This window comes from Helicobacter cholecystus (assembly GCF_003364215.1).
GTDB classification, from domain to species: Bacteria; Campylobacterota; Campylobacteria; order Campylobacterales; family Helicobacteraceae; genus Helicobacter_G; species Helicobacter_G cholecystus.
In genome coordinates, this window is the sequence record NZ_NXLU01000002.1 from 275876 (window position 1) to 302394 (window position 26519).

General features: G+C 33.6%; 30 protein-coding genes. 12 read left to right on the forward strand and 18 right to left on the reverse strand.

Annotated features, from left to right (window positions below):
* Window positions 1–5 precede the first annotated feature (5 nt).
* From flgH to pseI, 4 genes are read left to right on the forward strand one after another with little or no spacing between them, the layout of a single operon-like run.
* Complete coding sequence (gene flgH / locus CQA62_RS03200; RefSeq protein WP_104724638.1) at window positions 6–713, forward strand: flagellar basal body L-ring protein FlgH; 708 nt, start codon at window positions 6–8, stop codon at window positions 711–713.
* Complete coding sequence (gene pseF, locus CQA62_RS03205) at window positions 697–1383, forward strand: pseudaminic acid cytidylyltransferase (RefSeq protein ID WP_104724278.1); 687 nt, start codon at window positions 697–699, stop codon at window positions 1381–1383. The genes flgH and pseF overlap by 17 nt, the downstream gene beginning before the upstream one ends.
* The gene (locus CQA62_RS03210; RefSeq protein ID WP_104724276.1) at window positions 1373–2650 is read left to right on the forward strand and encodes a bifunctional UDP-2,4-diacetamido-2,4,6-trideoxy-beta-L-altropyranose hydrolase/GNAT family N-acetyltransferase; all 1278 of its coding nucleotides are present in this window, start codon (window positions 1373–1375) and stop codon (window positions 2648–2650) included. The genes pseF and CQA62_RS03210 overlap by 11 nt, the downstream gene beginning before the upstream one ends.
* Complete coding sequence (pseI, locus tag CQA62_RS03215) at window positions 2647–3648, forward strand: pseudaminic acid synthase (protein WP_104724274.1); 1002 nt, start codon at window positions 2647–2649, stop codon at window positions 3646–3648. The genes CQA62_RS03210 and pseI overlap by 4 nt, the downstream gene beginning before the upstream one ends.
* On the opposite strand, the gene CQA62_RS03220 is transcribed toward pseI, so the two are convergent.
* Window positions 3641–4750, reverse strand: coding sequence for a DegT/DnrJ/EryC1/StrS family aminotransferase (locus tag CQA62_RS03220; protein ID WP_104724272.1), 1110 nt, complete (start codon window positions 4748–4750; stop codon window positions 3641–3643). The genes pseI and CQA62_RS03220 overlap by 8 nt on opposite strands.
* A gap of 96 nt (window positions 4751–4846) precedes the next feature.
* Window positions 4847–5473: a superoxide dismutase gene (locus CQA62_RS03225; protein WP_104724270.1), complete on the reverse strand. Its 627-nt coding sequence runs from the start codon at window positions 5471–5473 to the stop codon at window positions 4847–4849.
* 121 nt (window positions 5474–5594) lie between these two features.
* On the opposite strand from CQA62_RS03225, the gene truD reads away from it, so the two are divergent.
* Both truD and folE read left to right on the forward strand, forming a co-directional pair.
* Window positions 5595–6689, forward strand: a complete 1095-nt coding sequence (gene truD, locus CQA62_RS03230; protein ID WP_104724268.1) for a tRNA pseudouridine(13) synthase TruD — start codon at window positions 5595–5597, stop codon at window positions 6687–6689.
* On the forward strand, window positions 6682–7227 hold the full coding sequence (folE, locus tag CQA62_RS03235) for a GTP cyclohydrolase I FolE (protein ID WP_104724266.1): 546 nt from the start codon (window positions 6682–6684) through the stop codon (window positions 7225–7227). Before truD ends, folE begins: the two co-directional genes overlap by 8 nt.
* On the opposite strand, the gene CQA62_RS03240 is transcribed toward folE, so the two are convergent.
* The 6 genes from CQA62_RS03240 to CQA62_RS03265 form a co-directional block, all read right to left on the reverse strand.
* A complete protein-coding gene (locus CQA62_RS03240) occupies window positions 7224–7775 on the reverse strand; it encodes a DJ-1 family glyoxalase III (RefSeq protein ID WP_104724264.1) in 552 nt (183 codons plus the stop codon). The two genes, folE and CQA62_RS03240, sit on opposite strands and share 4 nt — an antisense overlap.
* A complete protein-coding gene (gene efp, locus CQA62_RS03245; protein WP_104724262.1) occupies window positions 7775–8338 on the reverse strand; it encodes an elongation factor P in 564 nt (187 codons plus the stop codon). Before efp ends, CQA62_RS03240 begins: the two co-directional genes overlap by 1 nt.
* A 16-nt stretch (window positions 8339–8354) precedes the next feature.
* Window positions 8355–9278 carry a class II fructose-bisphosphate aldolase gene (locus CQA62_RS03250; protein WP_104724260.1) on the reverse strand — a complete coding sequence of 308 codons (924 nt, stop codon included), beginning with the start codon at window positions 9276–9278 and terminating at the stop codon, window positions 8355–8357.
* A 27-nt stretch (window positions 9279–9305) separates the two neighbouring features.
* Window positions 9306–10148 (reverse strand): peptidylprolyl isomerase, encoded by an 843-nt coding sequence (locus CQA62_RS03255; RefSeq protein WP_158653680.1) that lies wholly within the window; start codon window positions 10146–10148, stop codon window positions 9306–9308.
* Window positions 10149–10260: 112 nt separating this feature from the next.
* The gene (locus tag CQA62_RS03260) at window positions 10261–10926 is read right to left on the reverse strand and encodes a uroporphyrinogen-III synthase (RefSeq protein ID WP_104724256.1); all 666 of its coding nucleotides are present in this window, start codon (window positions 10924–10926) and stop codon (window positions 10261–10263) included.
* A 13-nt stretch (window positions 10927–10939) separates the two neighbouring features.
* Entirely contained in the window at window positions 10940–11152 is a 213-nt protein-coding gene (locus CQA62_RS03265) for an alkylphosphonate utilization protein (protein WP_104724254.1), read from the reverse strand.
* Between the two features lie 118 nt (window positions 11153–11270).
* Between CQA62_RS03265 and tpx the strand changes: the two genes are divergently transcribed.
* Complete coding sequence (tpx, locus tag CQA62_RS03270; RefSeq protein WP_104724252.1) at window positions 11271–11765, forward strand: thiol peroxidase; 495 nt, start codon at window positions 11271–11273, stop codon at window positions 11763–11765.
* 24 nt (window positions 11766–11789) lie between these two features.
* Here the strand turns inward: tpx and CQA62_RS03275 are convergent, their stop codons facing one another.
* From CQA62_RS03275 to guaA, 6 genes are all read right to left on the reverse strand, one after another.
* The gene (locus tag CQA62_RS03275; RefSeq protein WP_104724250.1) at window positions 11790–12833 is read right to left on the reverse strand and encodes a lipid A deacylase LpxR family protein; all 1044 of its coding nucleotides are present in this window, start codon (window positions 12831–12833) and stop codon (window positions 11790–11792) included.
* 74 nt (window positions 12834–12907) lie between these two features.
* Entirely contained in the window at window positions 12908–13546 is a 639-nt protein-coding gene (locus tag CQA62_RS03280) for a DNA-methyltransferase (protein ID WP_104724637.1), read from the reverse strand.
* Between the two features lie 189 nt (window positions 13547–13735).
* A complete protein-coding gene (locus tag CQA62_RS07075) occupies window positions 13736–13930 on the reverse strand; it encodes a hypothetical protein (protein ID WP_104724248.1) in 195 nt (64 codons plus the stop codon).
* 5 nt (window positions 13931–13935) lie between these two features.
* Window positions 13936–16116 carry a DUF262 domain-containing protein gene (locus CQA62_RS03290; RefSeq protein WP_104724246.1) on the reverse strand — a complete coding sequence of 727 codons (2181 nt, stop codon included), beginning with the start codon at window positions 16114–16116 and terminating at the stop codon, window positions 13936–13938.
* Window positions 16113–17789 (reverse strand): DUF262 domain-containing protein, encoded by a 1677-nt coding sequence (locus CQA62_RS03295; protein WP_104724244.1) that lies wholly within the window; start codon window positions 17787–17789, stop codon window positions 16113–16115. The genes CQA62_RS03290 and CQA62_RS03295 overlap by 4 nt, the downstream gene beginning before the upstream one ends.
* A gap of 25 nt (window positions 17790–17814) precedes the next feature.
* Window positions 17815–19362, reverse strand: coding sequence for a glutamine-hydrolyzing GMP synthase (gene guaA, locus CQA62_RS03300; protein ID WP_104724242.1), 1548 nt, complete (start codon window positions 19360–19362; stop codon window positions 17815–17817).
* 174 nt (window positions 19363–19536) lie between these two features.
* On the opposite strand from guaA, the gene CQA62_RS03305 reads away from it, so the two are divergent.
* On the forward strand, window positions 19537–20202 hold the full coding sequence (locus CQA62_RS03305) for a DUF305 domain-containing protein (RefSeq protein ID WP_104724240.1): 666 nt from the start codon (window positions 19537–19539) through the stop codon (window positions 20200–20202).
* A 6-nt stretch (window positions 20203–20208) separates the two neighbouring features.
* Here CQA62_RS03305 and CQA62_RS03310 read toward each other — a convergent pair whose 3' ends face one another.
* The 4 genes from CQA62_RS03310 to dnaJ form a co-directional block, all read right to left on the reverse strand.
* Window positions 20209–21810 (reverse strand): ABC-F family ATP-binding cassette domain-containing protein, encoded by a 1602-nt coding sequence (locus tag CQA62_RS03310; protein ID WP_104724238.1) that lies wholly within the window; start codon window positions 21808–21810, stop codon window positions 20209–20211.
* Window positions 21811–21981: 171 nt separating this feature from the next.
* Window positions 21982–22284: a hypothetical protein gene (locus CQA62_RS07015; protein WP_233704137.1), complete on the reverse strand. Its 303-nt coding sequence runs from the start codon at window positions 22282–22284 to the stop codon at window positions 21982–21984.
* Between the two features lie 101 nt (window positions 22285–22385).
* Window positions 22386–22619: a hypothetical protein gene (locus CQA62_RS07020; RefSeq protein ID WP_232006802.1), complete on the reverse strand. Its 234-nt coding sequence runs from the start codon at window positions 22617–22619 to the stop codon at window positions 22386–22388.
* Between the two features lie 178 nt (window positions 22620–22797).
* Complete coding sequence (gene dnaJ, locus CQA62_RS03320) at window positions 22798–23913, reverse strand: molecular chaperone DnaJ (RefSeq protein WP_104724236.1); 1116 nt, start codon at window positions 23911–23913, stop codon at window positions 22798–22800.
* Between the two features lie 98 nt (window positions 23914–24011).
* On the opposite strand from dnaJ, the gene recR reads away from it, so the two are divergent.
* From recR to CQA62_RS03340, 4 genes are all read left to right on the forward strand, one after another.
* On the forward strand, window positions 24012–24605 hold the full coding sequence (gene recR / locus CQA62_RS03325) for a recombination mediator RecR (protein WP_104724234.1): 594 nt from the start codon (window positions 24012–24014) through the stop codon (window positions 24603–24605).
* Between the two features lie 75 nt (window positions 24606–24680).
* A complete protein-coding gene (locus CQA62_RS03330) occupies window positions 24681–24971 on the forward strand; it encodes a c-type cytochrome (RefSeq protein WP_104724232.1) in 291 nt (96 codons plus the stop codon).
* A 58-nt stretch (window positions 24972–25029) separates the two neighbouring features.
* Window positions 25030–26052: an alanine racemase gene (locus tag CQA62_RS03335; RefSeq protein WP_104724230.1), complete on the forward strand. Its 1023-nt coding sequence runs from the start codon at window positions 25030–25032 to the stop codon at window positions 26050–26052.
* Entirely contained in the window at window positions 26052–26501 is a 450-nt protein-coding gene (locus CQA62_RS03340; RefSeq protein WP_104724228.1) for a YqaA family protein, read from the forward strand. The genes CQA62_RS03335 and CQA62_RS03340 overlap by 1 nt, the downstream gene beginning before the upstream one ends.
* The last annotated feature ends 18 nt before the right edge of the window (window positions 26502–26519 follow it).

A 26519-nucleotide genomic window follows, 5' to 3' on the forward strand; every position in this document is an offset into this window, starting at 1 on the left:
AAGCTGTGAGAAAAGTTTATTTTATACTATTATTTCTGCCACTCATACATCTTAAAGCAGAAAATGAACCACAAATTGACTTTAATCCCCCAAATTATGTAGAAGAAATGCCCCAAAAAGAATTTATTCCTGAGTTCAATAAAGCTGGAAGTCTCTTTGGACAAGGGGATCGCCCACTTTTTGCGGATCGCAGAGCAATGAAACCTGATGATTTAATTACTGTAATTATTCAAGAAAATGCCAATGCTTCCTTTAATGCAAACAAAACCTATAATGGAAGTTCTGGTGGAAATGTTACACCTCCATTATTGTCTTATAATGGGAGTGATGAAGAACAAAAAAAGGCAACTGAATACCTTAATAATCAAGCCAACTATAATCTTCAAAAAAGTAATAATACTTCAAATTTCCAAGGTGGTGGGAATCAAAGCCGAAGTCAAAGCACAACACTTACTCTCACAGCAAGAGTAATTAAAGTGCTTGAAAATGGAAACTATTTTATCTATGGCAATAAGGAAATTCTTGTTGATGGAGAAAAACAAATTATGAGAGTTAGCGGCGTGATTCGTCCCTATGATATTTCAAGAGACAACACAATTAACTCCAAACATATTGCTGATGCTCGCATTGAGTATAAAAGTGTAGGTGCAATCAGCGATACTACAAGAAGAAAACCCACAACTGCCCAAATTGAAGATGACTACCCATTCTAAACTCTATTGTATTATCCCCGCTCGTGGGGGGAGCAAACGAATTCCTCAAAAAAATATCAAACCCTTTTTAGGAAAACCACTCATTGCCTATTCTATCTTATGTGCTCAAAGTATTGGAGCTGAAGTGATTGTAAGCACTGACAGTAAAGAAATTGCTAAAGTAGCACAAGAATGGGGAGCAAGCGTGCCTTTTAAAAGGGAGAAGTCTTTAAGCGATGATTTTACCCCCACACTTGATGTCATTAAAGATGCACTTTTGCGCACAAAAATTTCAAAAGATTCCCTTATCCTCACACTCTATCCCACAGCTCCACTTCTAAGCACTCAAACACTTCAAAAAGCACTCGAAAGTTTTAATCAACATGCCTCATATGTCTTTTCTGCAACACGATTTGACTTCACTCCTTTTAGAGGATTTTCTTATCAAAATAACAAACTAGAAATGCTCTATCCAGAATATCAAAATACACGCTCTCAAGATCTTTTAGAAATTTATCACGATGCAGGGCAGTTTTACATCGGTTTGGCTGAAAGTTTTTTAGAAAAAAAACCTATTTTCTCCCAAAAAAGTATTCCCTATATTCTCCCCTCACTTTGTGTGCAAGATATTGATACACTAGAGGATTTCAAACTTGCAGAGCTTAAATACAAGGCACTCTATGAGGATTGATATTTTTTGTGAAAGTGGTGAAAAATATGGATTAGGGCATTTAAGGAGATGTGAGAATCTCCTTTTACATTTACAAGAAGTTTTTCCAAGTCTAGAATTTAAAGTCACTTTTCATTCTTGTTTTACTCCTCTAGTTTCTGATATTGTCATTATTGATAGCTATATTGCACCGCTGAGCTTTTATGAGAGTATAAAGTGTGAGATTTTAATTTGTCTTGATGATTTTCATCGTCTTTCTTATCCTAAAAATGCCCTCATCCTTCGCCCCACTTTAGGTGCAAAAACATTTGCAAAAAGCTATGGAGGAAGTGAGTATGTTATTCTTCATCCTGTTTTTTTAGGTCCAAAAAGAAAGCAAACTCAAAAAGGAAAGGTGCTTATTCATCTTGGAGGAAGTCAACAAACTTCCCTAATTTCTCATATTCTCTCCACTCTGCACACAGAGGTTCATATCATTAATCCCTATTTTAAGCATTCTCATTACAAAACCTATCATGCTTTATGTGCCCAAGAAATTTGTGATTTAATTGACAGCAGTGAAATTGTAATTTGCGCAGGGGGTGGAGGAATGAATGAAGCTCTTAGTCGTGGAAAAAAAATCATTGCCTTATGTATTGCAAATAATCAACGCACTCAACTCTTGCACACCCCTCCCCTTCCTTCAATTTTTACTTTTTTTTCACTCTCAAATCTTTCTTGCAAACTCTCCTATGCACTAAAAATCCTAGATACCCTGCCTCCTGCAAAGCCTTTAAGCTTGGGGAATCGTCTTAAACCTTGGCTTTATAAAACTCTCCTTCCACTCATTTCTGCAAAAAATGCATTGCATTTCTCTTTGCTTACACATAAACAAAAGCTTGAAGTCTTATCTTTGAGAAATCAAAAAGAAGTGAGAGAAAACTCCTTAAATCCCTGTATCATCAGCGCAAAAGAGCATTTTGCCTTTATTTCTTCATTGCATTTTTGTGATTTTTTTTGGGCATTTTTTGAAAATGAAGAGAAAAAAGGAGAAATTATTGCCGTGGGATCTTTAAGCCTAAAGCCAGATTTAAAAGCAACTTTAGGAATTTATAAAAATATACGATATAAACATATAGGAGAAAAAATTTTGCACTTATTATTTCAAAGTGCTAAAAAACTTAATGTAAGAACCATAGAAGTGGAAGTTTTAAAAACAAATGCAAAGGCAATTTACCTTTATAGTAAACTTGGCTTTCTCACTCAAAAAGAAAAAGAAAACTCTTTAATGATGGAGAAGAGATTATGATTCCTTTTATTGTTGCAGAGCTTAGTGCTAATCACAATCAAGATCTAGATATTGCATTCAAAAGTATCAAAGCCGCCAAAGATATTGGAGCAGACGCAGTAAAAATCCAAACCTATACCCCCTCTTGCCTAACACTCAATAGTAATAAAGAGGAATTCTTAATCAAAGGGGGATTATGGGATGGAGAAAATCTTTACTCCCTCTACTCTAAAGCTTGCACTCCTTTTGAGTGGCATAAAGAATTATTTTCTTATGCCAAAAAGATTGGAATCGTTCTCTTTAGCACTCCTTTTAGTCAAGAAGGGTTAGAACTTTTAGAAAGTCTCTCTTGCCCAATGTATAAAGTTGCAAGCTTTGAACTTACTTATTTGGATTTGATTAAAAGTATTGCTTCAACACAGAAGCCTATTGTACTCTCGAGTGGAATAGCAACTGATGAAGAAATCACACAAGCTATTGAAGTATGTAGAAGTGTAGGAAATGAAGATATCACTCTACTGAAATGCACCTCCTCTTATCCTACTCCACTTCACCAATCCCATTTAGCTGCAATGAAAAAATTTAAGAAAAAATGGAATGTTAAGGTTGGACTGAGCGATCATACACAAGGCTTTTTAGCCCCAATCATTGCAACAAGTTTAGGGGCAAGCATGATTGAGAAGCACTTTATTCTTGAAAAAAGTCTAGGTGGTGTGGACAGTGCCTTTAGTCTTGATGTTGTTGAATTTGCAGAAATGATTAAATATGTAAGAAATGCCTCTATTGCCTTAGGGGATGAAAACTACCAAAACAGCATTGATGATAGCAAAAGAAAATTTTCAAGAAGTATTTTTACCTCAAAAGATATTAAAAAAGGAGAGATTTTTACAGAAAAAAATCTAACAATTAAACGTCCAAATTGTGGACTTCACCCTAAGTTCTATAAAGACATTCTTGGAAAAAAAGCTCTAAGAGATCTCCCTTTTGCTACACCACTTCAAGAAGGAGATTTTAATTAAGAAGAGAAATTAATTTTTCACTCACCTCTTTAACTTCTTCCCTGCTTAAATGCTCACCCATTGGTAAAGAGAGTATTTCTTTTGCATATTGCACTGCCTTAGGACAATTATTTTGAGCTATTTTATCTTCACAAGCCTCAAGGAATGGAAGTGCAATGGGGTAATGAATCCCTACTTCAATCCCCAAACTCTGCAATCCTCTTAAGATTTTATCCCTATCTTTAGCTACTCTAATAACATAGAGATGATAGACATTTTGCCTATCTTTGGGGCTTGGGGGAAGAATCAAATCACAATGACAAAGAAATTCTTCATACCATTTTGCCACTTGGATTCTATGTGAGTTCCATTGATGAATGTATTGAAGTTTAACGCTTAAAATTGCACTTTGAATTCCATCAAGTCTTGAGTTCCTTCCAATATAGCGATGACGATATTTTTCTTCACCCCTTCCATGATTTGCTAGTGAGAGACATTTTTCATATACTTCTTTTGAGTTTGTGCTAACTGCCCCTCCATCTCCATAAGCTCCAAGATTTTTTCCAGGATAGAAGCTAAAACATCCCACATCTCCAATACTTCCCACTCTTTTTTTCTCTCCAAATACCTCAATCTCCGCACCAAAACTCTGAGCACAATCCTCAATCACACGCAAGGAATGCTTATGGGCAATATTTAAAATCTCTTCCATATCACTTGCTTTTCCATATAAATGAACAACCAAAATTGCTGAGGTTTTAGAGGTGAGAACTTGAGAAATTTTTGAAGGATCAATGCAATAGTCTTCTTTACAATCCACCATGACAGGTTTAAGCCCAGCATTAACAATCCCCTCAAGTGAACCAAAGAAAGTATTGGCTGGTAAAATCACCTCACTCCCATAAGGTAGATTTAATGCTCTAAGTGCAAGCTCAATAGCATCTGTCCCATTTGCTACTCCTAGGGCATATTTTACACCTATTTCTTTTGCAAAGGCATCTTGAAATCTCTCAACAAATTTTCCACCCACAAATGCTCCATTTTCTAAAACTTCTATAACTGCTTGATCAATTTGAGATTTAATGCTTGTGTATTGTGTTTGCAAATCCAGAAATTTAATCATTCTATCCTCTTGTGTTTTTGAATAATATTGTAAAACTTTTTTAAAGAGAAAGAAGGGAATAAAAGAATTTATGCAGTCAAAAAGACTGCATAAAATTTAAGCATAAAGATTAGAGATATAATTTTTGATTGCATTCATTCCATTTGTTTTTGCCTCTTCATACATTTTTGAAGCAAAATCCCAATTAATAAATTCCCAAAATTTTCCTAAATAATTGGGTCGAGCATTTTTATAATCAATATAATAAGCATGTTCCCAAACATCTATTGTTAATAATGGGATTTTACCCTCAGTCATTGGAACTTGTGCATTACTTGTTTGGATAATTTCAAGCTTGTCATTAGTAAGCACAAGCCAACACCAACCTGAACCAAAAAGCGTTGTAGCCTTTGAGATAAGCTCTTCTTGGAATTTTTCCACACTTCCAAAACCTGCTTCAATTGCACTTTTAAGATCAGAACTCATTACACTCCCCTTTGGTGCGATGCTATCCCAATAAAAATCATGATTAAAAATTTGTGCAGCATTATTAAATACCCCTCCACTGCTTTTAAGGATAATATCCAATAAATGCATATTTTCAAACTCATTATCTTTAATTAGATTATTAAGGTTGTTGATATAAGTTTGATGATGCTTACCGTAATGATATTCCAAAGTTTTTTCACTAATAAACTCTACAATGCTTTCTTGAGTAAATGGCAATGATCTGAGCTGAAACATTTAATTAATTCTCCTTATTTTTAACTTTTTTCCACAAAATGGAAATGCAATGATAACGACAAATCAATAATTTTCCTACCTCTTTGATATAATTAAAAAAATCCACGATTAAAGGTTTGAGGTGAAAATTTATCCCTATTCCCACTCTCCTATTGATTTTTTATTTACACAAACCCCAAGAGACTTTGTTGTACAAGAAATTCCTCTTTATCCAAGTAGTGGAGAGGGGGAACATTTGATCATTGAAGTGAGAAAAAAATCACTCTCCACTCCCGAACTTCTGAAGATTTTAAGTTCAACCCTATGTATTCAGAGTAGAGAAATTGGTTATGCAGGATTAAAAGATAAAAATGCCCTCACCACTCAATATCTTACAATTCCAAAATCTGCACAAAATAAGCTTAAATATCTTGATACACAAAATATTAAGATTCTTTCCACATCTTTACATAGTAATAAGCTACGTATTGGGCATCTTAAGGGAAATAAATTCTTTATTCGTCTAAAAAAAGTACAAAAAAAAGATTTGCAAAAAATCTCTCAAGTCTTAGAGAATATTAAAAAATATGGAATACCTAATTATTTTGGTTTTCAAAGATTTGGAAAATTTGGAGACAACTATCTTGAAGGCAAGACTTTGGTAGAAAAAAAGAAAAAAATACGCAATAAAAAACTTGCACTCTTCTTAATATCAAGCTACCAAAGTCATCTTTTTAATCTTTGGTTATCTCAGAGAATTAAACTTAGCAAACTTCTTTGTGATTTTAAAGGAAAAGAGCTAGAAATAGCATTAAAACTTCAATCTCTTCCTCCACTTAATACAATACCCAAACCTCAAGAACACCCATTTAAGATTCTTGAAGGAGATTTAATGCATCATTATCCTCATGGAAAACTCTTTTTTACACAAGATCTTGACAGTGAAGCGCAGAGATTTGTACAAAAAAATATTGTTCCTTGTGGGATTCTCTCGGGTAAAAAAATCACTCTTCCTTTAAGTGATGCACTGACTTATCAAGAGGCCTTTTTGGATCCTGCAATTTATGAAATTGGCTCTCATCGATTCTGCTGGGTCTTTCCTGAAGATTTAGAATATCGCTATATTGAAGAAAAAGCTCATCTAGAATTAAACTTTTATCTTCCTAAAGGCTCTTATGCCACAATCTTACTAGAAACTCTAGCTAATAGAGAAATTAAAGGAGAAAACAGTGTATAAAGAGTTCTTTGAAAACCTCTGCAAAAAGATTGGAGAAAATCCCCATCGTGAAGGGTTACTTAAAACTCCAAAACGTCTTGAACAATCTCATCTTGAACTTTTTTCTGGATACAAGAAATCTGCTCAAGAAGTCTTTCATACGACTTTTTGTGAAATTCCCTACAATGAAATGATTGTAATCAAAAATATTGAATTTTATTCTATGTGTGAACATCACCTACTCCCCTTTTTTGGAACGATGAGTATCGGTTATATTCCTAAAAAAAAGATTGCAGGAATTGGAGATTTTGCTAAACTTATTGAAATGTATGCAAGAAGATTACAAACACAAGAAAATCTAACATTTCAAATCATTGAATCTTTAATGCAGGAGCTCTCTCCCCAAGGAGCAATGCTTGTATGTGAGGCAACACATCTGTGTATGACAATGCGAGGAGCTGAGAAAAAGTCTTCTACCTTACTCACAAGTGCACTGAGAGGGATATTTAAAGAAAACCCCAAAACTCGGAATGAGTTTTTAGAACATATTAAAGCCTAGGGAAGTAAGAGTTCTCTTTTTAGCTCTTGTACAACATTATGATTTGTAAGATTTTTTACAAGTTCAATTGCAAAAAGCATTGCAAATGCAGGACCTGTGCCTGTAACAAGATTTTCTGAAGTCTTAAAAGCTAAATTAAGACGTTTATTTTGGGTATTTTTCATCATTTTCTCACACCCTGGGTAGCAACAGAAATCTTGATTAAGCAATTTAAGTTCATCAAGTACTAATGGAGCAGCACAAATTGCTCCTATAATCTTTTGAGCGTTGGCAAATTCACTAATCACATGCAAAAGAAGTGGAGAGGAAAGCATATGATTTACCCCCTCCATTCCACCATGCATGACGATTGCATCAAAATCATCAACTCTAAGTGCTTGAAGAGAAGTCTCAGCTTTTAAAGCAATATGATGTGCACCTTTAATTTCAAGAGAAGAAGTAAGACTTGCTAAAGTCACCTCAATCTTGGCACGACGAAGAATATCAGCAATACAAACTAGCTCAATCTCTTCAAAACCTTGAGCTAAGGGAAGTAAAACTTTTGACATTACTTTACTTTTTCTACATATTCACCTGTTTCTGTATTAACACGAATGACCTCTCCTTCAAGTACATGAAAAGGAATTTGAACAACTGCACCGCTCTCAAGAGTTGCAGGTTTTTTTCCACCGCTTGAAGTGTCTCCTTTGAAATTAGGAGCAGTTTCAATAATTTTAAGCTCAACAACTTGAGGAACATCTACAGAAATTGCTTTGTGATTATGGAAAAGAATTTGCACGCTCATCCCATCAATCATCCATTTTGCAACCTCACCCACCTGATCATCGGTAAGTGCAATTTGCTCATAAGTTGTTGTATCCATAAATTGAAAATTCTCTCCATCATGATAGAGATATTGCATACTTTTTTCTTGTAGATTGGGTTCATCACACTTATCTCCAGCGTGAAAAGTCTTTTCAATCACCTTTCCATCTAAAAATGATTTAATTTTTGCTCTCACAAAAGCGGCACCCTTTCCAGGTTTTACATGTTGATATTCTGTGATTCTATAAGGAATCCCATCAATTTCAATTTTCAATCCTTTTTTGAGTTCACTCATTCCAATTGCCATTATCTTTCCTTATCATTTAGATTTTTCCTGCACTTCCAAGAAGTTGCATTCTTTCTTTAATGACCTCTTCTACTGCATTCATTGCTGGTGAAAAAAACTTTCTTAAATCAAATTCTGAGTTATTATCATTAGCCACCTTTCTCACTTCAGCAATAAAAGCAATTCTAAGGTCTGTATCGGTATTAATTTTATTAATTCCCCCCTTCACAGCTTCTTGCAAAAATGCAAAGGGTACTCCTCTACTCCCCTTAAGGTCACCACCACTTAAAAGAAAGTTTTCTCTAACATTTTGGGGAATTGCACTTGCACCATGCAAAACAAGAGGAATTTTTGTCAATCTTTTAACTTCGCTTAAACGTTCAAAGTCAAGCTTTGGCTCACCTTTAAACTTGAAAGCACCGTGACTTGTTCCAATTGCTGGAGCCAAGAAGTCTACCCCTGTTTCTTTTACAAAAACTTCTGCTTCTTTAGGATTGACTAAAGTTGCATCTTTCTCATCCACTGAGATATTATCCTCAATCCCCATTAATCTCCCCAATTCCGCTTCAACACTTACACCAAAACGATGAGCATATTGCACAACTTCTTTTGTCATTGCCATATTTTCTTCAAAGCAATGATGAGATGCATCAATCATCACAGAGGTAAAACCAGCATCAATTGCACTTTTACAACTCTCAAAGCTTGTGCCATGATCTAAATGAAGAGCAACAGGAATATGGGGATATTTTTGAGCAAATGCATTCACAAGTGAAACAGCAATATCAAGACCCATATATTTAATTGCCCCCTCACTTGCCTGCACAATAATTGGAGAAGAAACTTCACAAGCTGCCTGGAAAATACTTTTAAGCATTTCAAGATTTACAAAATTAAATGCACCTACACCATATCCCTGTTCATGAGCAGGGATTAAAATCTCATTTCCAGAAACAAGCATTTTCTCTCCTTTTTAAATTATGAGAATTTATTTGATTGGCTCAATTTTAACTTTTGCCTTCTCTCTCATCAACTTCATTTTTTCTCTAATCTTTTGCTCTACAAGCTGGGCTTTAAGATTATTTTGGATTGCACTTTGTGCTTGATCAAATGGCACTGTCTTAGCTTCTGTTTTACTTTGTAGATAGATAATATGATATCCGGCTTCTGTTTGAATTGGGGTTGTTGTAATGGATTGTGGAGCTAGACCAAAGACAGCTTCAGTAAATTGTGGCAACATTTGATTACGATTTACAGTTCCAAGATCTCCTCCATTTTGACTTTTTTGAGTTCCAGCATCAATTGATTTTTCATTTGCAAGTTTAATAAAGAGTTGTTGAAGTGCATCGCCTTTTTTACCACTAAGTTCAGCGATAATCTTGTCTGCCTCTTCTTTCGTCTTGACAACAATTTGTCTTACTTGCGCTTGCTGATCAATAAAAAGAGCTTTATTTGCATCATAAAACTTTTGAGCATCTTCTTGAGAAACCTTAATTGTTTTTGCGATATTTTGTTGGAGTTGCTTTACCCATAAATCAATTGCAAGATTTGATTTAATAATCTGCAAAGCTTCTTTGTATTCTTTATCTTTTTCAATATTGTCTTTTTTTGCTGCAATTAAAGCAAGTTTTCTTTCAATGAGTTGATTAATTGCCATTTCCTTATCTTGCTTTGAAAGCTTTTCGAAATTAAATCCTGGAATGACTTGCTTAAAGAAATCCATATCCTTATCAGTAATTTTTTGTCCATCAACTGTTGCATAAACTTCAGCAGTTGCCATTGTAGCACACATCATACTAGCTAGAATAGAACTAATTAATACTTTTTTCATCATATCTTCCTTTGCGATAAATTTGATACCACCTCTTGACATGGCTTAAAAACCCCAAAACGTGCGTAATGCAAAATTCTACAATGAAAAAAGGAAATATATTTTAATTTTTTTAGCCCTCTTTAAATTTTTCTTGCAAAAAAAGTGTGGCTTTATAGATCTCTTGAATTTGCAAAATTTCTGCTTTAATTCCTTGTCTAAAAGCATTAAATGTAGTTTTTCCTAAAGCAACTGCTCTATAACTCTCATCCCATTGAAATTTTTGTAGAAAAAAGTGATAAGCACTGGGTGAAGTGAAAAGTAAAACACTTCCCTTGGGTGGAAGATCTGTTTGACTTAAATTTGCAGGAACACTCTGATAAGAAACAATAGAATGAACACAAAAATCTCTTTCTCTTAACTCTTTATCCAAATTTGAAACAATCTTGTAGGCTCTAAAATAAGCATACTTTTTTCTCTTATCTAAAAGCTGAGATAGCTCATTTGCAAATTCTTTTCCATGTGCATTAGAAGAAATGTATGCAAGATTACCACCAAGATTTTGCAACATCTTCGCACTTGATTGGCCTATAACATATGCAGGGATAGATCTCCACCTCTGCATTTGAGGATATTTTATGGAATTTTTTTCTAAAGAAAGAATCGCATTTTTTGAAGTAAAAATTAAGCCATCAAAAACTTGTACATCTAAACAAAAATCTTTATAAAGAATTTCTCCTACAACAAGACTTTTGGCAAAATCATAATTTTGATATCCAACAATAATGATTTGAGCCAAAACTAAATCCTTTTCAGATTTTTTTCAAGAAACAAGTTTTAAGCACAATTACACCCGATTTCTCTACTCTTCCTTCAATTTCATCTTCTTTATTTGTAAGACGAATATTTTTAACAACAGCACCTCGTTTAAGAATTGCAGAACATCCTTTAACTTTTAAATCTTTAATAATTTGCACATTATCCCCAGCATTAAGCTCATTTCCATTGCTGTCTTTAACACTCATTTTCTTCTCCTGATTTTTTTCTTTGACTTTGAAAATTTATCTAAAAATATATACTTTTTTGCTACATTACTAGAGTCTTCGCAGACAAAAATATCTTTAATATTATAAAGGAAGCAAAATGAAACCAACTTTTCAAGGAAATCCCGTTAGTCTTGTAGGAAATATTTTAAATATTGGCGAAAATGCACCAGAGGTTACTCTACCGGGCAAAGATTTAAATGAAGTTAAAGTTGGTGGTGTGAGTGAAAAATATCAAATCATCAATGTTGTACCAAGCCTTGATACAGGTGTTTGTGCAATGCAAACAAAAAAATTCAATACTGAAGCTTCAAAACTTCCAAATGCAGAGGTATTTGTCATCAGTATGGATTTACCCTTTGCACAAGGAAGATTTTGCTCAACTGAGGGAATTGAAAATCTTACTGTTTTAAGTGATTTTAGAAACAAAGAATTTGGAGAAAAATACGGATTACTCATTAATGATACTGCTTTAAAGGGGCTTCTCACTCGTGCTGTAATTGTCATTGATCCAGAAGGAAAAATTATCTATCAAGAAGTTGTTCCAGAGATTACAACTGAGCCAAATTATCAGGCTGTTTTAAATCTATTCTAAGATTATCCACCCTCTTGGGGGTGGTCAAAAACTGCAAGAAAACGCAAAACTTCCTATTGCATGTGATCCATCTTGAGTTTTAAACTCCTTACTGCTGTAAATAATCTGATAAGTAAAGCTCATCACTCCTGAAACAATTGAAAATCCACCCACAACAGAACCAACAAAATTTTCTAATTGTGTGTTAATGGGATAGGCACTGGATCCAAACACATTACCCTGAATGAATAGATTATGCCCTACATAAGATCCATATATTCCTGCAAAACCATATACTCCCACTCCATCGCTATACACTCTCCCACTTTCAAATCCCCAATTCTCTCCAGCAATTCCTTGAGGTAAAAATGTAGTCTTAAGATTATAACCCATTCTAAATATCCCTCCGAGCTTTGCAAAGACATTGGCATTTCCAAAAGCTAACTCAAGTGAAGGAATCACATCAATATCAAAATAATGACTATAAAATAGCCCATAGCGGTAAGCAAGCTCATAAGAGAGATTAAGAATCACTTCATCGCCAATTTGTGTGTCCCAGCCATTTGAAAGTCTTAAATTCATTAAAGCATGAATCCCGTTTTGTGCTTCTTGTGCAAAAGAATATTTTCCACTCACCCCAAACCTTACACCCAAAGTTTCAAGGAAATTTTGGGTGCGATGATGAAGTGCAAAACCAAGATTAAGATACCCTGCATAAGGATGATCACCAATTGCTGGTATTGATGCAAATTTATCAACTGGAGTATAAATGCTTTGATTAATTGCAACTGAAAAAGAGGTATTTCCTTTAATCAAGCCAATATCCCCTAGCAACCCATAATCTCCTTCAGGCGAACTATACAATATTCCTTGTCCAGCTGTATAGTAGCGATCAATCACAGAATTAAAATAAGCATCATTTTGGCTAATTACTCCAAGATAATGTTTTTTATAAAGAGGAAGGAAGGGTGTATGTTCTTGAGATTTTTCTTTTGAAGCTTGAATAGGGTGGAGCAAATCTTCTTGTGCATTTAAAATTTGATAAATCACCAGTAAAATCAAAGTCTTTTTAAATATCCCTACTCTCACTTAATCTCCTTATAAGGGGAATTATTAATAAAATCTAGCACTTAAGATATAAAGTGCCAATATTTGTCTGACACTTATATTTTAAGATTTGTACCCAAAAAATTCCTTTTCACCTCTTGGCAACATTTTAAGACACTAAACCCCCCTGCTGCAGGATCTAAAACGATATCTCCCTCTTGTGTGCAAGAAAGGATTAAAGCTTTTTGCAATCCCCTAGGCTTACTGTGAGGATGAAGTATTATTTCTTCTTTAGAGAGCCTCTCACTCCATACATCACGAATATTATGAGAGTTCCAAGTGTCCTTAGCCTTTATGGGTTTTTTTTGCAAAACAAGCAAATATTCACTCTGACGTCTTGTGCGATACCCCATCCCCATTCTCCCCTTATCCCAAGTGATCAAATCCACACTTTGAAAGGTTGTATCCTCTAGCCACTCTTGGATTCCCTCACACAAGTGAAACTTATCAATCCAAAGCATTAAATAAGCACTGCTTTTAAGGGTGCGATGAATCTGGGCAATAAAATTTACAATCACTTCTTCACTCATCTGAATAAGTGTGTGCCTTCCTTTTTGCCTTTCTCCCTCATTGCCATATCTCATTTTATCTAATACACCGCGATATTGAGGATCAAAGAATGCCAATGCAATACTCTCATCTTCTACCTGAGAAAGGAGCTTTAAACCACAGATATCAAGAGTTTGATTAAGCAAAGATTCCAAGGTACTCCTTTGATCAAAATGAAGATAGGATTTTAACTTGAAAAGTTCTCAAATCATAAATCAATATTTCCAAAATACCACTATTAGTGCTTAAAAAGCTATCTATTTGATGATGGATTTTTGCTATAAGAAATTTTATAAATTTGACACAATTTTATTTCTCTTAATTTCTCATAAACTCTAGTTATGGTAATAGAATTTTATTACACTCTTATCACCCCTTAAATAAGCAATACAGAAATCCTTGATAGGAAAAAAATCAAAATCAAGCAAGGATTCTATAATTTTTTCTTGCTCGTCTACACTAAAGACTTTTTTCAACCTATCCCATTTGATAGAATCTATTTCTCTTATATTATTTGGACTGATAAGGATATGCTCTAATTTAGCTTTAAAATTCTACCAAACTCATTAAAAATATTGTTACCTTTTTCAAGATTGATTGGATATTCTTTATCATCAAAGTAAATCTTGGATTCCATACTATTGCATAAAACTTTCATATTATCTAAAGAAAAATGTGATAATAACTCAAATTTATCTCCATATTGTTTCTCACTGCATTCATACTCCGAAACTTTTAAACCCTTATCTTTGCAATAGCAACAGAAACTGTAATCAAGTAAATCTTTTACATTTGTTGTATTTCTTAAACCAGGTAAAAGTTCAACTTTATTGATATTATCAAAATATCGAATTCTAGAATATCTTTGAAAAACCTCTTTTCTCTCATTAAGAAAGTCAAATAGTGCTGGCTCTCCAATTAAAAGTTGCTCCCACCATTCTTTTTGTGACAAATCAGTTTGTTTGATTATTTCTCGCATTTTATCAACCAAATTTTCACCTTTAGACTTCAATAAATCATCTAAAAAATTCTTGAAATACGGTAATCTTAAATTGTTTCTGTTTCCTTTAAGAATCCAATTTAAGGCTTCCCTATCTCTAAAAATATCAGCAGGGGAATTTCCATAAAACCAGTTCGTGCTATAAAAGCTAAAATTCCCTATACATAGAAAAGCTCTTTGAAAAAGTGTAAGATTCTTATCTAAAAATCCCTCCTTATCTAAAATTTGCATTGTTATATCCGCATATTGCTGAAATTTATGTAGGTTTGGTTGTTTTAAAAATTCGGATTCTTCACTATAAGATTTAAAATCAAACTTTTCATCGCTAAAATCAAGGAGGAAATCCACCCAACCTTTTAAAATTTTATGCTCACTTGTTTGGTTAAGTATTTTCTCCCAATTTTCTCCTCCCTCACGACTATCCAAAATTAGTTTTGCTTTTTTTACTTCTAAAGTATAAATATTTTTATGAAATTCATAGATAGGATTGTCTATCAAGAATTGATAGATATTTTCATATCCTTGTGAAAGATGTTTAAAAAGCCTAAAAAATGAGGATATATGCTCTTCTGGGTTATCAAGACGATGATTTTCAATAAAATGCCTACTCACTCTTAAATAATCATTAAATGCAGATTTATCAATATTCTCTACCTCTCTATTTTCTTTTACAAAAAATAAAATAGAGAAAAAATAGCAAATATCTGGATAACTCAATATTTTATCAAAAAAGGAGGAATCCTTTATTTTTACAACCTCTTTAATTTCTAAAGTATCAAGTAAACTACACAAGCTTACCACTCTATCAAGTAATTTGATGTTTTCAACATTTTGCAAAGGTTCATAAAATTCATTTATGGGTTGGTTGGGATTTTCAATAGCTTCTTTAATGTCTTTAGATTCTATTTCTTTATTTTCCAATGCAAAAAAGAGAGTAGCATAATGGAGAAAATTACACCCTCGCGCATCAAACTTTTCTGTATTTTTACTATCAAAAAAATAATCACTCCAATTCGTATCCATACTCTCTAAAAGTTTTTGTTCTTTAGAGATTTTAGAATCTTTTTCAATGAATGATTTAAGGTTTTCATATTTACTAAGCTGTTTGCCTCTTGCATTCATTTTGATATATAGCTCTTCACCAAGTTCAAATTTTCCCATATCAAATAAATAAAAGGTTATACTATCTAAGTTTTCTGCAAGTTTTTTAATCTCTCTTTTGCTCTTAACTTCTTCAAAAATCCAATCAAGCATATTTAACATTGCTTTAATGGTAGGGTCATTATTGAGATTTTCTGCTTTCTCAAACTCTCCACCTTTATTTCTGATGGCTTCGCTTGGTTTTTCATTTATATCAAAGTCTTTTTTTAATAAATTTTTACAAAAATTTGCAGAGCTTCTGCGAGTATTATAAGAAAACTTTGCCAACAAATCTTTTATTTGCTCCAAACAACCCGCTTTTTTATAAAGATAAAAATGCAATAGCCAAAGTGTTGTAATACGTTGTTGTCCATCAATGAGCAAAAATTTATCATTTTCTTGATAGCCATAAATAAAATCAATATGCAAGGATTGTCTTTTACCATTTAATACATTAAAGATTGCAGATAGAAACTCATTGGCGATTTTACTTTGAGACTTCCTGCCTTGTGCATAGTCTCTTTGTAATATAGGAATTTCAATTCTATATTTTTCTAACAATTCTTTGAGATTCATTTATTCTCCTTTGTGTATCTTTTTAAAGACTCTTTAATGGCTGCAAGATAATCCTCTTGGTCTTTTTGTTCAAAAATATCAGGATTACTCTTGTTTTCAGAAAATACTTTTTCAAACACTTTTCTTGTAGCAATGGGAATGAGTTTGTCCTGTTCGCCGAGTTTCTGTATTGCTTTGCGTTTTTGACTAAATATTTGATTACCAATTTGACTATTTGACTCTTTATCAAGCAATGTGAGATTTTGGATTGTATGTAAAGTATCATCATCTTTAAAATTTTCATCAATGCTTCTAAATAATTCATCAGTAAGGTTCTCTTCCTCTATACTTTTCTTAATATCCTCTTCAAGTTTAGTATCATCAATATATAGCAAAGTTTCTTGGAGCCACTCAATAATGTTTTGAATCTTTTTACCCTTTATAGCCTCTTTGATACTTTTAGAATTTTGAGCGTAAATATGCTCTAAACTCCATTGCTCCAGCACAAAACGATTGAATTTAAAATATTCATTGGAGCTTTCCTCACGAATAAGATATTCCAAATTAAAAAGTAAGAGAATCTCTTTTATTTTTGCATCATCTTTTTTATACCGTAGTTGCTCTATATTTTCAATCTTTGAAATTTTATTTTGAATCATCTTTAAAAGACTTTGTGAAAACGATTCTTTGTTGGTATCATTTTTCCATTCTTTATAGAGGGAATAAATATTTTCTCCACTTAAAATCAAAAATCCAAGATAGTGGAAAATTTCTCTATCTATTTTGTCATTTCCTTGTCCGCTTGCAAAGCCAGAGAGTGTATTGATCGCGTTCTCTAATTCATTCCATTGATTATTGAGTGTCCCATCTTTATAGCATTTGTAAAAATACTCAAACAAATTATTTGAGGGAGGAACAAGTGATTTTAAATATGCCTCAATTCGTTGGATATCATCTTTTAGGATTTTATTTTCTATATCTTCTTTCTCATTAATTTTATTTAACACACAATACCTAAAATCCCTATTTTCTCTCGCTTCAATTTCGCTTTGATACCAAAGTTCTGCCCTATCTTTTAAATCATCAGAATCTAATTTATCATTTTTGCTCAAAAATAAAGCTTTAACATTTTCCGCTTCAACTAAAGGGATTTTTCCAATATTCAGGCGAATAAAAACTTCATTTTCATTTTCTTTGGGGGCTATTTCATACCAGAGGACTTTACATTTATTGAGCAATATCTCTAAGAATTTATTTTTGTCAATGCTTTTATTGTTAAAAAAATCTTGTATAACTTCATAAGCTTTATGAAAATGGTAAAAATCTATGTTTTCAATTTCTTCTTGAGTTTTATCTTTAATATTTTTCAAAAAATCAGTGCTCTTGAGACGAGTTTCATAGGAAATATTAAAGAAATCTTTATTTTCAAGGAATTTTATGATTAAAAATATTGTCGTTAGCCTTTGTTGTCCATCAATGATTCTATATTCTTTATTATTACTTTTCATAACCACAGGTTGTAAGCAATAAAAATCAGGTTGATTCTGCATTTGTGTAAAATCCCAAATATCTTGCAGTAAAGCTTGAATCTCCCTCTCACCCCAACGATAACCTCTTTGATAACTTGGGACAATAAAATTTTTACCCTCAAGATTTGCAATAGCTCTTAAAGACTGATCTTGTTGCTCACTCATTTTTATTCCTTAACAATAAAATAATCTACTCCCACTCAATCGTGCCTGGGGGTTTGCTTGTAATATCATAGACTACGCGATTAATGCCCTCTACTTCATTGATAATTCGATTAGAAATTTTTTCAAGTAATTCATGTGGGAGATGAGCAAAGGTCGCCGTCATTCCATCAAGTGCTTCCACCGCACGCACACAAATTGTATTATCATAAGTGCGATTATCCCCCATTACCCCGACACTCTTAACATTTAAAAGCACACAAAATGCCTGCCATACCCTATTATAATACCCACTGCTATGAAGCTCTTGAAGGAATATCCTATCAGCTTTTCTAAGAAGTTCCAAATCTTCCTCATTCACCTCACCCATAATCCTAATTGCCAAACCAGGTCCTGGGAATGGATGGCGCATGAGCATAGTTTCTGGCATTCCCAACTCTCGTCCCAAAGCACGAACTTCATCTTTAAAAAGCTCTCTAAGAGGTTCAATAAGCTCAAATTTCATCCAGTCAGGCAATCCCCCAACATTATGATGAGATTTGATTGTTTTACTTGGACCTTTTACGCTCACAGATTCAATGACATCAGGATAGAGTGTGCCTTGAGCAAGGAATTTGATCTCACCTTGAGCATTATGTTTTTTTGCCTCTGCTTCAAAAACTTCAATAAAAGTTTCACCAATAATTTTTCTCTTCATCTCAGGATCGCGCACACCTTTAAGTTTGCTCAAGAAAATTTCTCTTGCATCCACAGTAATAAGAGGCACACCTAAATTTTCTCTAAACATCTGTTCTACTGCTTCTCTCTCATCAGCCCTAAGCAATCCATGATCAACAAATACAGGAATGACTCTCTCCCCAATTGCACGATAAAGTAAAGTGGCTACAACACTTGAATCTACTCCACCACTCACTGCACAAAGCACTTTTCCCTCTTTGATAATTTCACGCAATTTTGCAATTTCTGATTGAGCAAAATTATGCATACTCCAATTGGATTGGCACTTACAGATAGAGAGTGCAAAGTTTTTAAGCATTTCTCCCCCACACTCGCTATGAACAACCTCGGGATGATATTGAATTGCATAAATTTTTCTAGTAAAGTCGGCAATTGCGCAATAATGTGTATTTCCACTTCTTGCTAATTCAACAAAACCTTGTGGAATCTTCTCTACCTTATCAGCATGACTCATCCATACAATGCTTTTATCCTTAATCCCCTCAAGCATACCTTCAGCTTGAATAATCTCTAGCTCTGCTTTACCAAATTCTTGCTCATGGGCACGTACAACTTTTCCTCCAAAAAAATCAGCAATGTATTGCATCCCATAGCAAATCCCAAGGATTGGAATTCCTAGCTCAAAAATACCTTCATCTGGTTTATATGCCCCTTCTTCATACACACTTGCTGGTCCACCACTCAAGATAATACCCCTAGGATTTTTAATGCTAATATTTTGCAGAGATTCAAAATAAGGAACAATTTCAGTATAAACCCCAAACTCGCGCAGTCTTCTTGCAATAAGTTGAGTGTATTGACTTCCAAAGTCCAAAACTAAAATTTCAACTTGATTCATTTCACACCTTTTAAAACTTCTTAGTTTTAAATTATAGAAAAACTTACAGGGATTTTGAGATTTTTTACTCTAAAAAAATCCTATTTAACCTAAAATCTAAAAGTTTGTATTTAATTTTAATTTATTTTGATTCTTTAATATTAATAACCTAAAGTTATAGATAAAGGATATAAAATGAAATTAAGAACCCTAGCCTTATCAGTTTTGCTGACTTCTCTCACATTTGCTTCTACGCATTCACAGCACACACATCACAATGAAGGACATACACAAAATAAACTATGCGATATCTCAATGATTAAGCAAAGTGCCAACACGCCAAGCCAAAAAGTTAATGCATTAATGCATACACCAATGATGTGTAGCCCTTGGGTTGAGAGCAAAAATATTGAAATTGATTATCTTAGCAACATGATCCCCCACCATCAAGGTGCCATTCTCTCCTCTGAAGAGTTCTTAAAATATACAAAGAATCCAGAACTCATTAAAATTGCTCAAGAAATTATTCAAACACAAAAGAAAGAGATTAAAGATTTTCATCACTTACTTGAAACAATAGATAAAAAAGAAAGCCCAAACTATGAAATCTTTACTCAAGAAGCAAAAGAAGATATGCATAAAATGATGAAAGCAATGGGGATTGAAAATGATTCAAAAGATGTGGAAATAGACTATATGCAATCAATGATTGCACATCATCAAGGTGCTATTGATGCTTCAAAACAGGTTTTAAAATATACAAAAAATCAAGAAATCATTAAAGTAGCAAATGAGATTATCTCTGCACAAGAGAAAGAAATTCAACAATTTCAACAATTGCTTAAGAATAAGAGAGGATAACCTCTCTTATTTATTTTTCTCTAAATATTCCTCATAGCTCCCTCTAAAATCAATAACCTCTGCTCCATCTTTACCAAACTTTAATTCAATGATACGATTAGCATAAGCATCAATAAGCTCTCGATCATGGCTAACACAAATTACATTTCCATTAAACTTATAGAGTGCTTCACCTAATGCAATAATACTTTCAAGATCAAGATGGTTTGTAGGCTCATCGAGTATAAGAAAATTTCCACCCTCAAGCATAAGCTTACTGAGCATCATTCGATGTTTCTCTCCTCCACTTAAGGCATTAATACTCTTCTCTTGCTCCTCTCCACTAAAAAGCATTCTTCCAAGATTGCTTCTAATTTCATTGCTGTCTGCTTTTTTATCAAAACCTCTTAACCACTCATAAAGTGTTTCCTCTCCCCTAATCTCCTCACTCACATTTTGAGGAAAATAACCTCTTTGTGTAGTTACACCCCACTTCACATTTCCACACTGTGGTTTTATCTCCTCTACTAAAATTTTGCAAAGTGTGCTTTTACCTACACCATTTGCACCAATTAAAGCGATTTTATCCCCTGGCAAAATCTTTAAGCTCACATCATTAAGCACCTTTTTATCCCCATAACAATGGCTTATCCCTTCGCATTCTAATGCCTCATTTCCAATTGTTCTTTTGGGCTTAAACACAATGCTAGGATCTCTTCTTGAACTCACTGCTAAAGCTTGAATATCTAGCTTTTCAAGTTGTTTTTGACGTGAAGTGGCTTGTTTAGCCTTACTTGCATTGGCACTAAACCTGGCAATAAAATTTTCAAGTTCTTCTTTTTCTTTAAGTTTTTTATTTCTCTCAGCTTCTTGTTGCTTTGCAATTAGTGTTGAGGCAATATACCAATCATCATAATTTCCACTAAACTCTCTTACTCCACCAAAATCTACATCTAAAATATGCGTACAAACCTCATTTAAAAAATGACGATCATGGCTGATAACTACCATTGTGCCTTCGTGACGTTTTAGATTTTCTTCAAGCCAAGAAATAGAACTAAGATCAAGATTATTTGTAGGCTCATCAAGAAAAAGAATATCAGGTTTAGGGAAAAGTACTTGTGCAAGGAGGATTTTGAATTTATCTCCTCCTGTAAGTGTGCTCATGAGTTCATCATGCTTAGAGGAAGGAAAACCTAAATCCTGTAAGATCTTTTCAATCACTACATCATATTCATACATTGGATCTTCTTCAGCACAGATAATTTCTAACTCCCCTAGCCGTTCATTGACTTTTTCATCACTCAAATCCCCCTGCATATAGAGCTTTTCTTTTTCTTTGACTGCATCATAAAGGCGCTTATTGCCAATTAAAACTGCATCCTTAAGACTAAGATCTTCAAATGCATATTGATTTTGCCCTAATACTCCAAGACGTGCATGAGGATTGATAATCACCTCTCCGCTACTGGCCTCATATTCTCCACTAAGTATTTTTAAAAGTGTGGATTTTCCTGCACCATTTGCACCAATGAGTCCGTATCGCTTTCCACTGTCAAGCTTGATATTGACATTTTCAAAGAGTTTTTTAGTTGCATATCGCATTGTAAGATTTATCGTTTGTAACATTCCAAATCCTTAAGAGGAGTTATAAGGGAAAAATTATAAATGATTTTAGAGATTATTTCAATCCTTATTCCTTTTCTCTCTTCCTTCAAACTTTGGTGTTTTTCTTGATTTGATCGTGATAAAAGTAATTCACCACAATAGGTTTGGAGCGTGGAATAAGAGCATCATCATTTAAACATACTCTAGCCCCCTACTTTGCACAAATGCCTTAAGTTTAGAATCTAGCCACTGCCAATCAGTCATCTTGCTTTGTGTATAAATCTCTTGATAAAGAGAGAGAAAATGAGGGTATTTGATACGGATATACTCCATAATCACAAATTTATAGATTCCTCTAAGATTAAGGTTTTCTAGCCAAATAAAATGACAATCTTCTTGCACTTCATGAATGATTGCTTCCACATCAATAATTTGTGGAAAAATGGGAGAGATGAAACAGATTGTAATAATTCCTTCATTATAGAATATCTTCATCGCCTCAAGTCGCCTTTTTATCTGCACAGCCCTATCCATATCTTTTCTAAAATTTTCATCTAGGGTATTGATAGAGAAACGCTTTTAATCAACTCTAAATCTCATAAGGTTAAATCTGATTTTGTAGCAATGCTAAACTTTATTCCACTGTCTTTAAGCTCTTCAAGAAGTGGCTTTTGTGCGCTGATATTTTTTTCTTGAGGATTATAAGGATCTGTAACTGAGCCAATAAAAAGCTCTTTATTGGCATATTTTTGAGTATTTTTTAAAGACTCCCAATATTTCACATCTATAAACTCTCCCCATTCCTCTATATGATTGCTAAATCTTTTCATCAAGCACGCATAACAATACTTACATGCAAAGGTATAACCTGTGTAAGGGTTCGCTAAATAATCCCCCCCCCCCCTGGAAGATTAGATTTGGAGAGTATGCTTTTAACTTATATTTCTTTAATTTTCAAATACTCTCCTAGCTTAAAAAGAAAAAATTTGATTGATTAGCTATAAATTTTTAGTTTTTAAATTCTGAAAACCATTTCTTAGCCTTATCAAATGCTTTTTTAAGTGTACTTTTATGGGGTTGGCTATGATCACCAAAACTTGCTTGAAGTTTTTGTGCAAGCTCTTTTTGTTCACTTGTAAGTTTTTTAGGATAAACAATTTTAATTTCTGCAATCAAATCTCCATAATAATTACCTTGGATACTTTTCACCCCATGTCCTTCAAAAATAAATTGTGTTCTATCTTTTGAGCCCACAGGAATATTAAGCTCCAATTCCCCTCTTAATGATGGAATTTTTAATCCACCTCCTAGAAGAATTGTTGTGAAAAATACAGGAACTTCTACATAGATATTCTCTCCATCTCTAATAAAGTGTTCATCATCTTTAATTGAAATTTGGATATATAAATCCCCCCTTTCACCATTTTTGCCCTCATTCCCTTTTTGAGAAACTCTAATTCTTGCCCCCTGAAATACTCCTTCAGGAATATCAATCTTAATTTTTTCTTTTTGAGTTTTATAACCCTTAGCATTACATTTAGGGCATTTCTCAACAACAATCTTTCCATCCCCTTGACATCTAGGACAAGTTTGCGCAAAAGTCATAAATCCTTGACGAATTCCAATTTGTCCCTGCCCTTGACAATCTGGGCAAATTTCTTTTTTCTTAGCACCACTTCCCTTGCACTCTTGACATGCGACTTTATAAGAGACTTCTATCTCTTTTTTACATCCAAAAACTGCCTCTTTAAACTCAAGCGTGAAAGCAAGTGCCACATCAAGTTGAAATGTTAAATCATCTCTTTGACTCCTTCTACGACTCCCACCGCCAAAAAAGCCCTCAAAAATATCACCAAAAATATCACCAAATCCACTCATCCCCCCACTACTCCCTACACCTTGAAGCCCTGCTTTTCCATAACGATCATAAGTTGCTCTCTTCTCCTCATTACTTAAAACCTCATAAGCTTCATTAATTTTTTTAAATTGTTCTTCAGCTTGTGGATTATCAGGATTACGATCAGGGTGATATGCCATTGCTAATCTTCTAAAAGCTTTTTTGATTTCATCACCAGATGCAGTACGATTCACTTCTAAGACTTCATAGTAATCAAACTCTTCCAAAACATTATCCTTAAAAATTAAAAGTTAAACTCTAAAAAATATAATTTTAGCAAACTCACAAGGAGAATTTAAAAACACTTACTCAAGAAAAAAATCAAATGCTACAATTCCAAGTTATGAGAATTAAAAATCTTCAATCTTTTTATTTGCTTGTTGAAACTCTTGAAAAACTTCCCTCGATTGGAAGAAAGTCTGCAGAAAAAATGGCATACACTCTTTGTGTAGAAAATAAATATTTGGGAATGCAAATTGCAAAAAATATCCAAAATGCCATAGAGAATGTGCAAAAATGCTCAATATGTGGAGGATTAAGTCAAGAAGAAGAATGTCAAATCTGCCAAAATCAAGAGCGCAATAATGGCCAACTTTGTATTGTCGGACATCCAAGAGATATTGCAATTATTGAAAATACCCATAGTTTTTTTGGGAAATATTTTGTATTAGAATCCCTTGAAAGTGTTGATTTTGAAGCACTGATTACACTAATTGTAAAGAATAATATCCATGAGGTAATTTTTAGTCTTTCTCCTTCTTTAGCCAATGATGCACTCATGCTCTTTATTGAAGATAGATTAAGCGCAATTCCACTTACTTTTAGCAAAATAGCACAAGGAGTTCCTACTGGGATTGGACTTGATCATATTGATGAGCTTTCACTCACTCGAGCCTTTGAAGGAAGAATAAAAATCTAAAATTATCTCAAAAACACGATAAAATATAAAGTTACCTCGTGCTTAAGGTAAATAAAACATTTTAGGAGAATTAGTATGAAAAAGTTCGTTGCAATTTTTGCACTAGGATTGGCTTCTATGCTTTTTGCAGAAGCTCCAGCAGTATATAAGAAGTGTACTACTTGTCATGGTGTTGATGGTAAAAAAGTAGGTGTAGCTCCAAAACCAATTGCTGGGCTTAGCAAGCAACAAGCGATTGACCTTTTAACTGGCTATAAGAACAAAACAATCAAAACACCAAAAGCAAACACAATGTTTATCCAAGTTAAGAATCTTTCTAATGAGGATATCAATACTTTGGCAGAATATATCGCAACGCTTAAATAATTTTTAGGGGGAAAAATCCCCCTCTCATAAGCTCTTTTTACAATAATTAAGGAAAAAAATGGCAGAAGTTTTAATTAACTCTCAATACTTTAAACATAATCTCAATCTTATTTCCAAACATCTCTTCAATCGACAAACTCTAGCTCTAGTTCTTAAAGATAATGCTTATGGTCATGGCCTTAGAGAAATAGCAAGCTTAGCGAGAGAGAATGGGATTGAGAGTGTGTTTGTTAAAAATGAATTTGAAGCTCTGCAAATTAAAAATGACTTTAAACATATCACAGCCTTTTATGGCTCTATCTCTCATGATTCTCCAAACAATATTTACCAAAGTGTTCAAACACTTACTACACTCAAAAATCTCTCTACAAATCGTGGGTTTGAGCTTGAAATAAATTGTGGAATGAATCGCAATGGAATTCACCCTACGCAACTCAAAGATGCATTTGCAATCATTGCAAAAAGAAATTTGAAACTTATTGGAGTTTTCTCTCATAATGGTTTCAGTGATGAGGGGGGAGAATGTATGAAGATGCAAGAAGATACAAGTCTTGAAGTTCAAAGACAAGTCCTAGATCTATGTTCATTTTATTCTTTACCAACGCCAAGATTTCATTTTCATAATTCTTCAGGTACTTTTAGAAAAAAAAATATTCAAGAGCTTGTGCGTATTGGGATTGCTGGTTATGGATATCTTTGTGCTAATCATCCACTATGCGCGGAGCTTAAGCCTATTGCAAGTCTTTGGGCAGATAAAATTTGCTCTCATCAGCTTAAAAAAGGAGAAAGAATAGGATATGGCGGTGTTTGGCAAATGCCAAATGATGGAGTTGTAAGTAGCTATGATCTCGGTTATGGTGATGGACTTTTTAGAATTAGCGAATATACAAAAAAGAAGCTATATTGTGCCGAGGGAGAGCAAATTCTTCCTAGAATGTCTATGGATTGTTTTTCAACTATTAGCCAAAAGGAGCGTATTTGTCTTTTTAGGGATGTGAGAGAGTGGGCAGAGATTTTTGAAACTATCCCTTATGAAATTCTCACAAAACTTTCACCCTTTATCAAACGAAGGATTGTTTAATGGAAGAATATGGATTAATTGGACTTTTTTTGGCAACAATGGCTTCTAGCACAATATTACCCATCCCCTCAGAGGCTGTTGTAGCAACTTTTATCGCACTTAAATATAATCCTTGGACTATCTTAATCGTTGCAAGTGTAGGAAATGTGCTGGGAAGTATTACAACTTACGCACTAGGATATTTTGGACTCACTAAGATATTGGAGAAATTTTCAAAGATTGACAATATCAAAGTGAGATACTTTAGACAAAAAAGTCTTCAACACGGGGATTTGCTCTCCTTTCTTTCATTTCTACCTTTTTTAGGTGATATCTTTACCTTAGCTCTAGGATTAGCTAAATACAATGTTTATCGCTGTATTTTCTTTATTGCACTAGGGAAGACCCTACGTTATGCTGTAATTATTTTCTTTGCAGACTATGTAATGAAATATATTCATTGGTTTTAAGCACTTTTTTAGATCTTT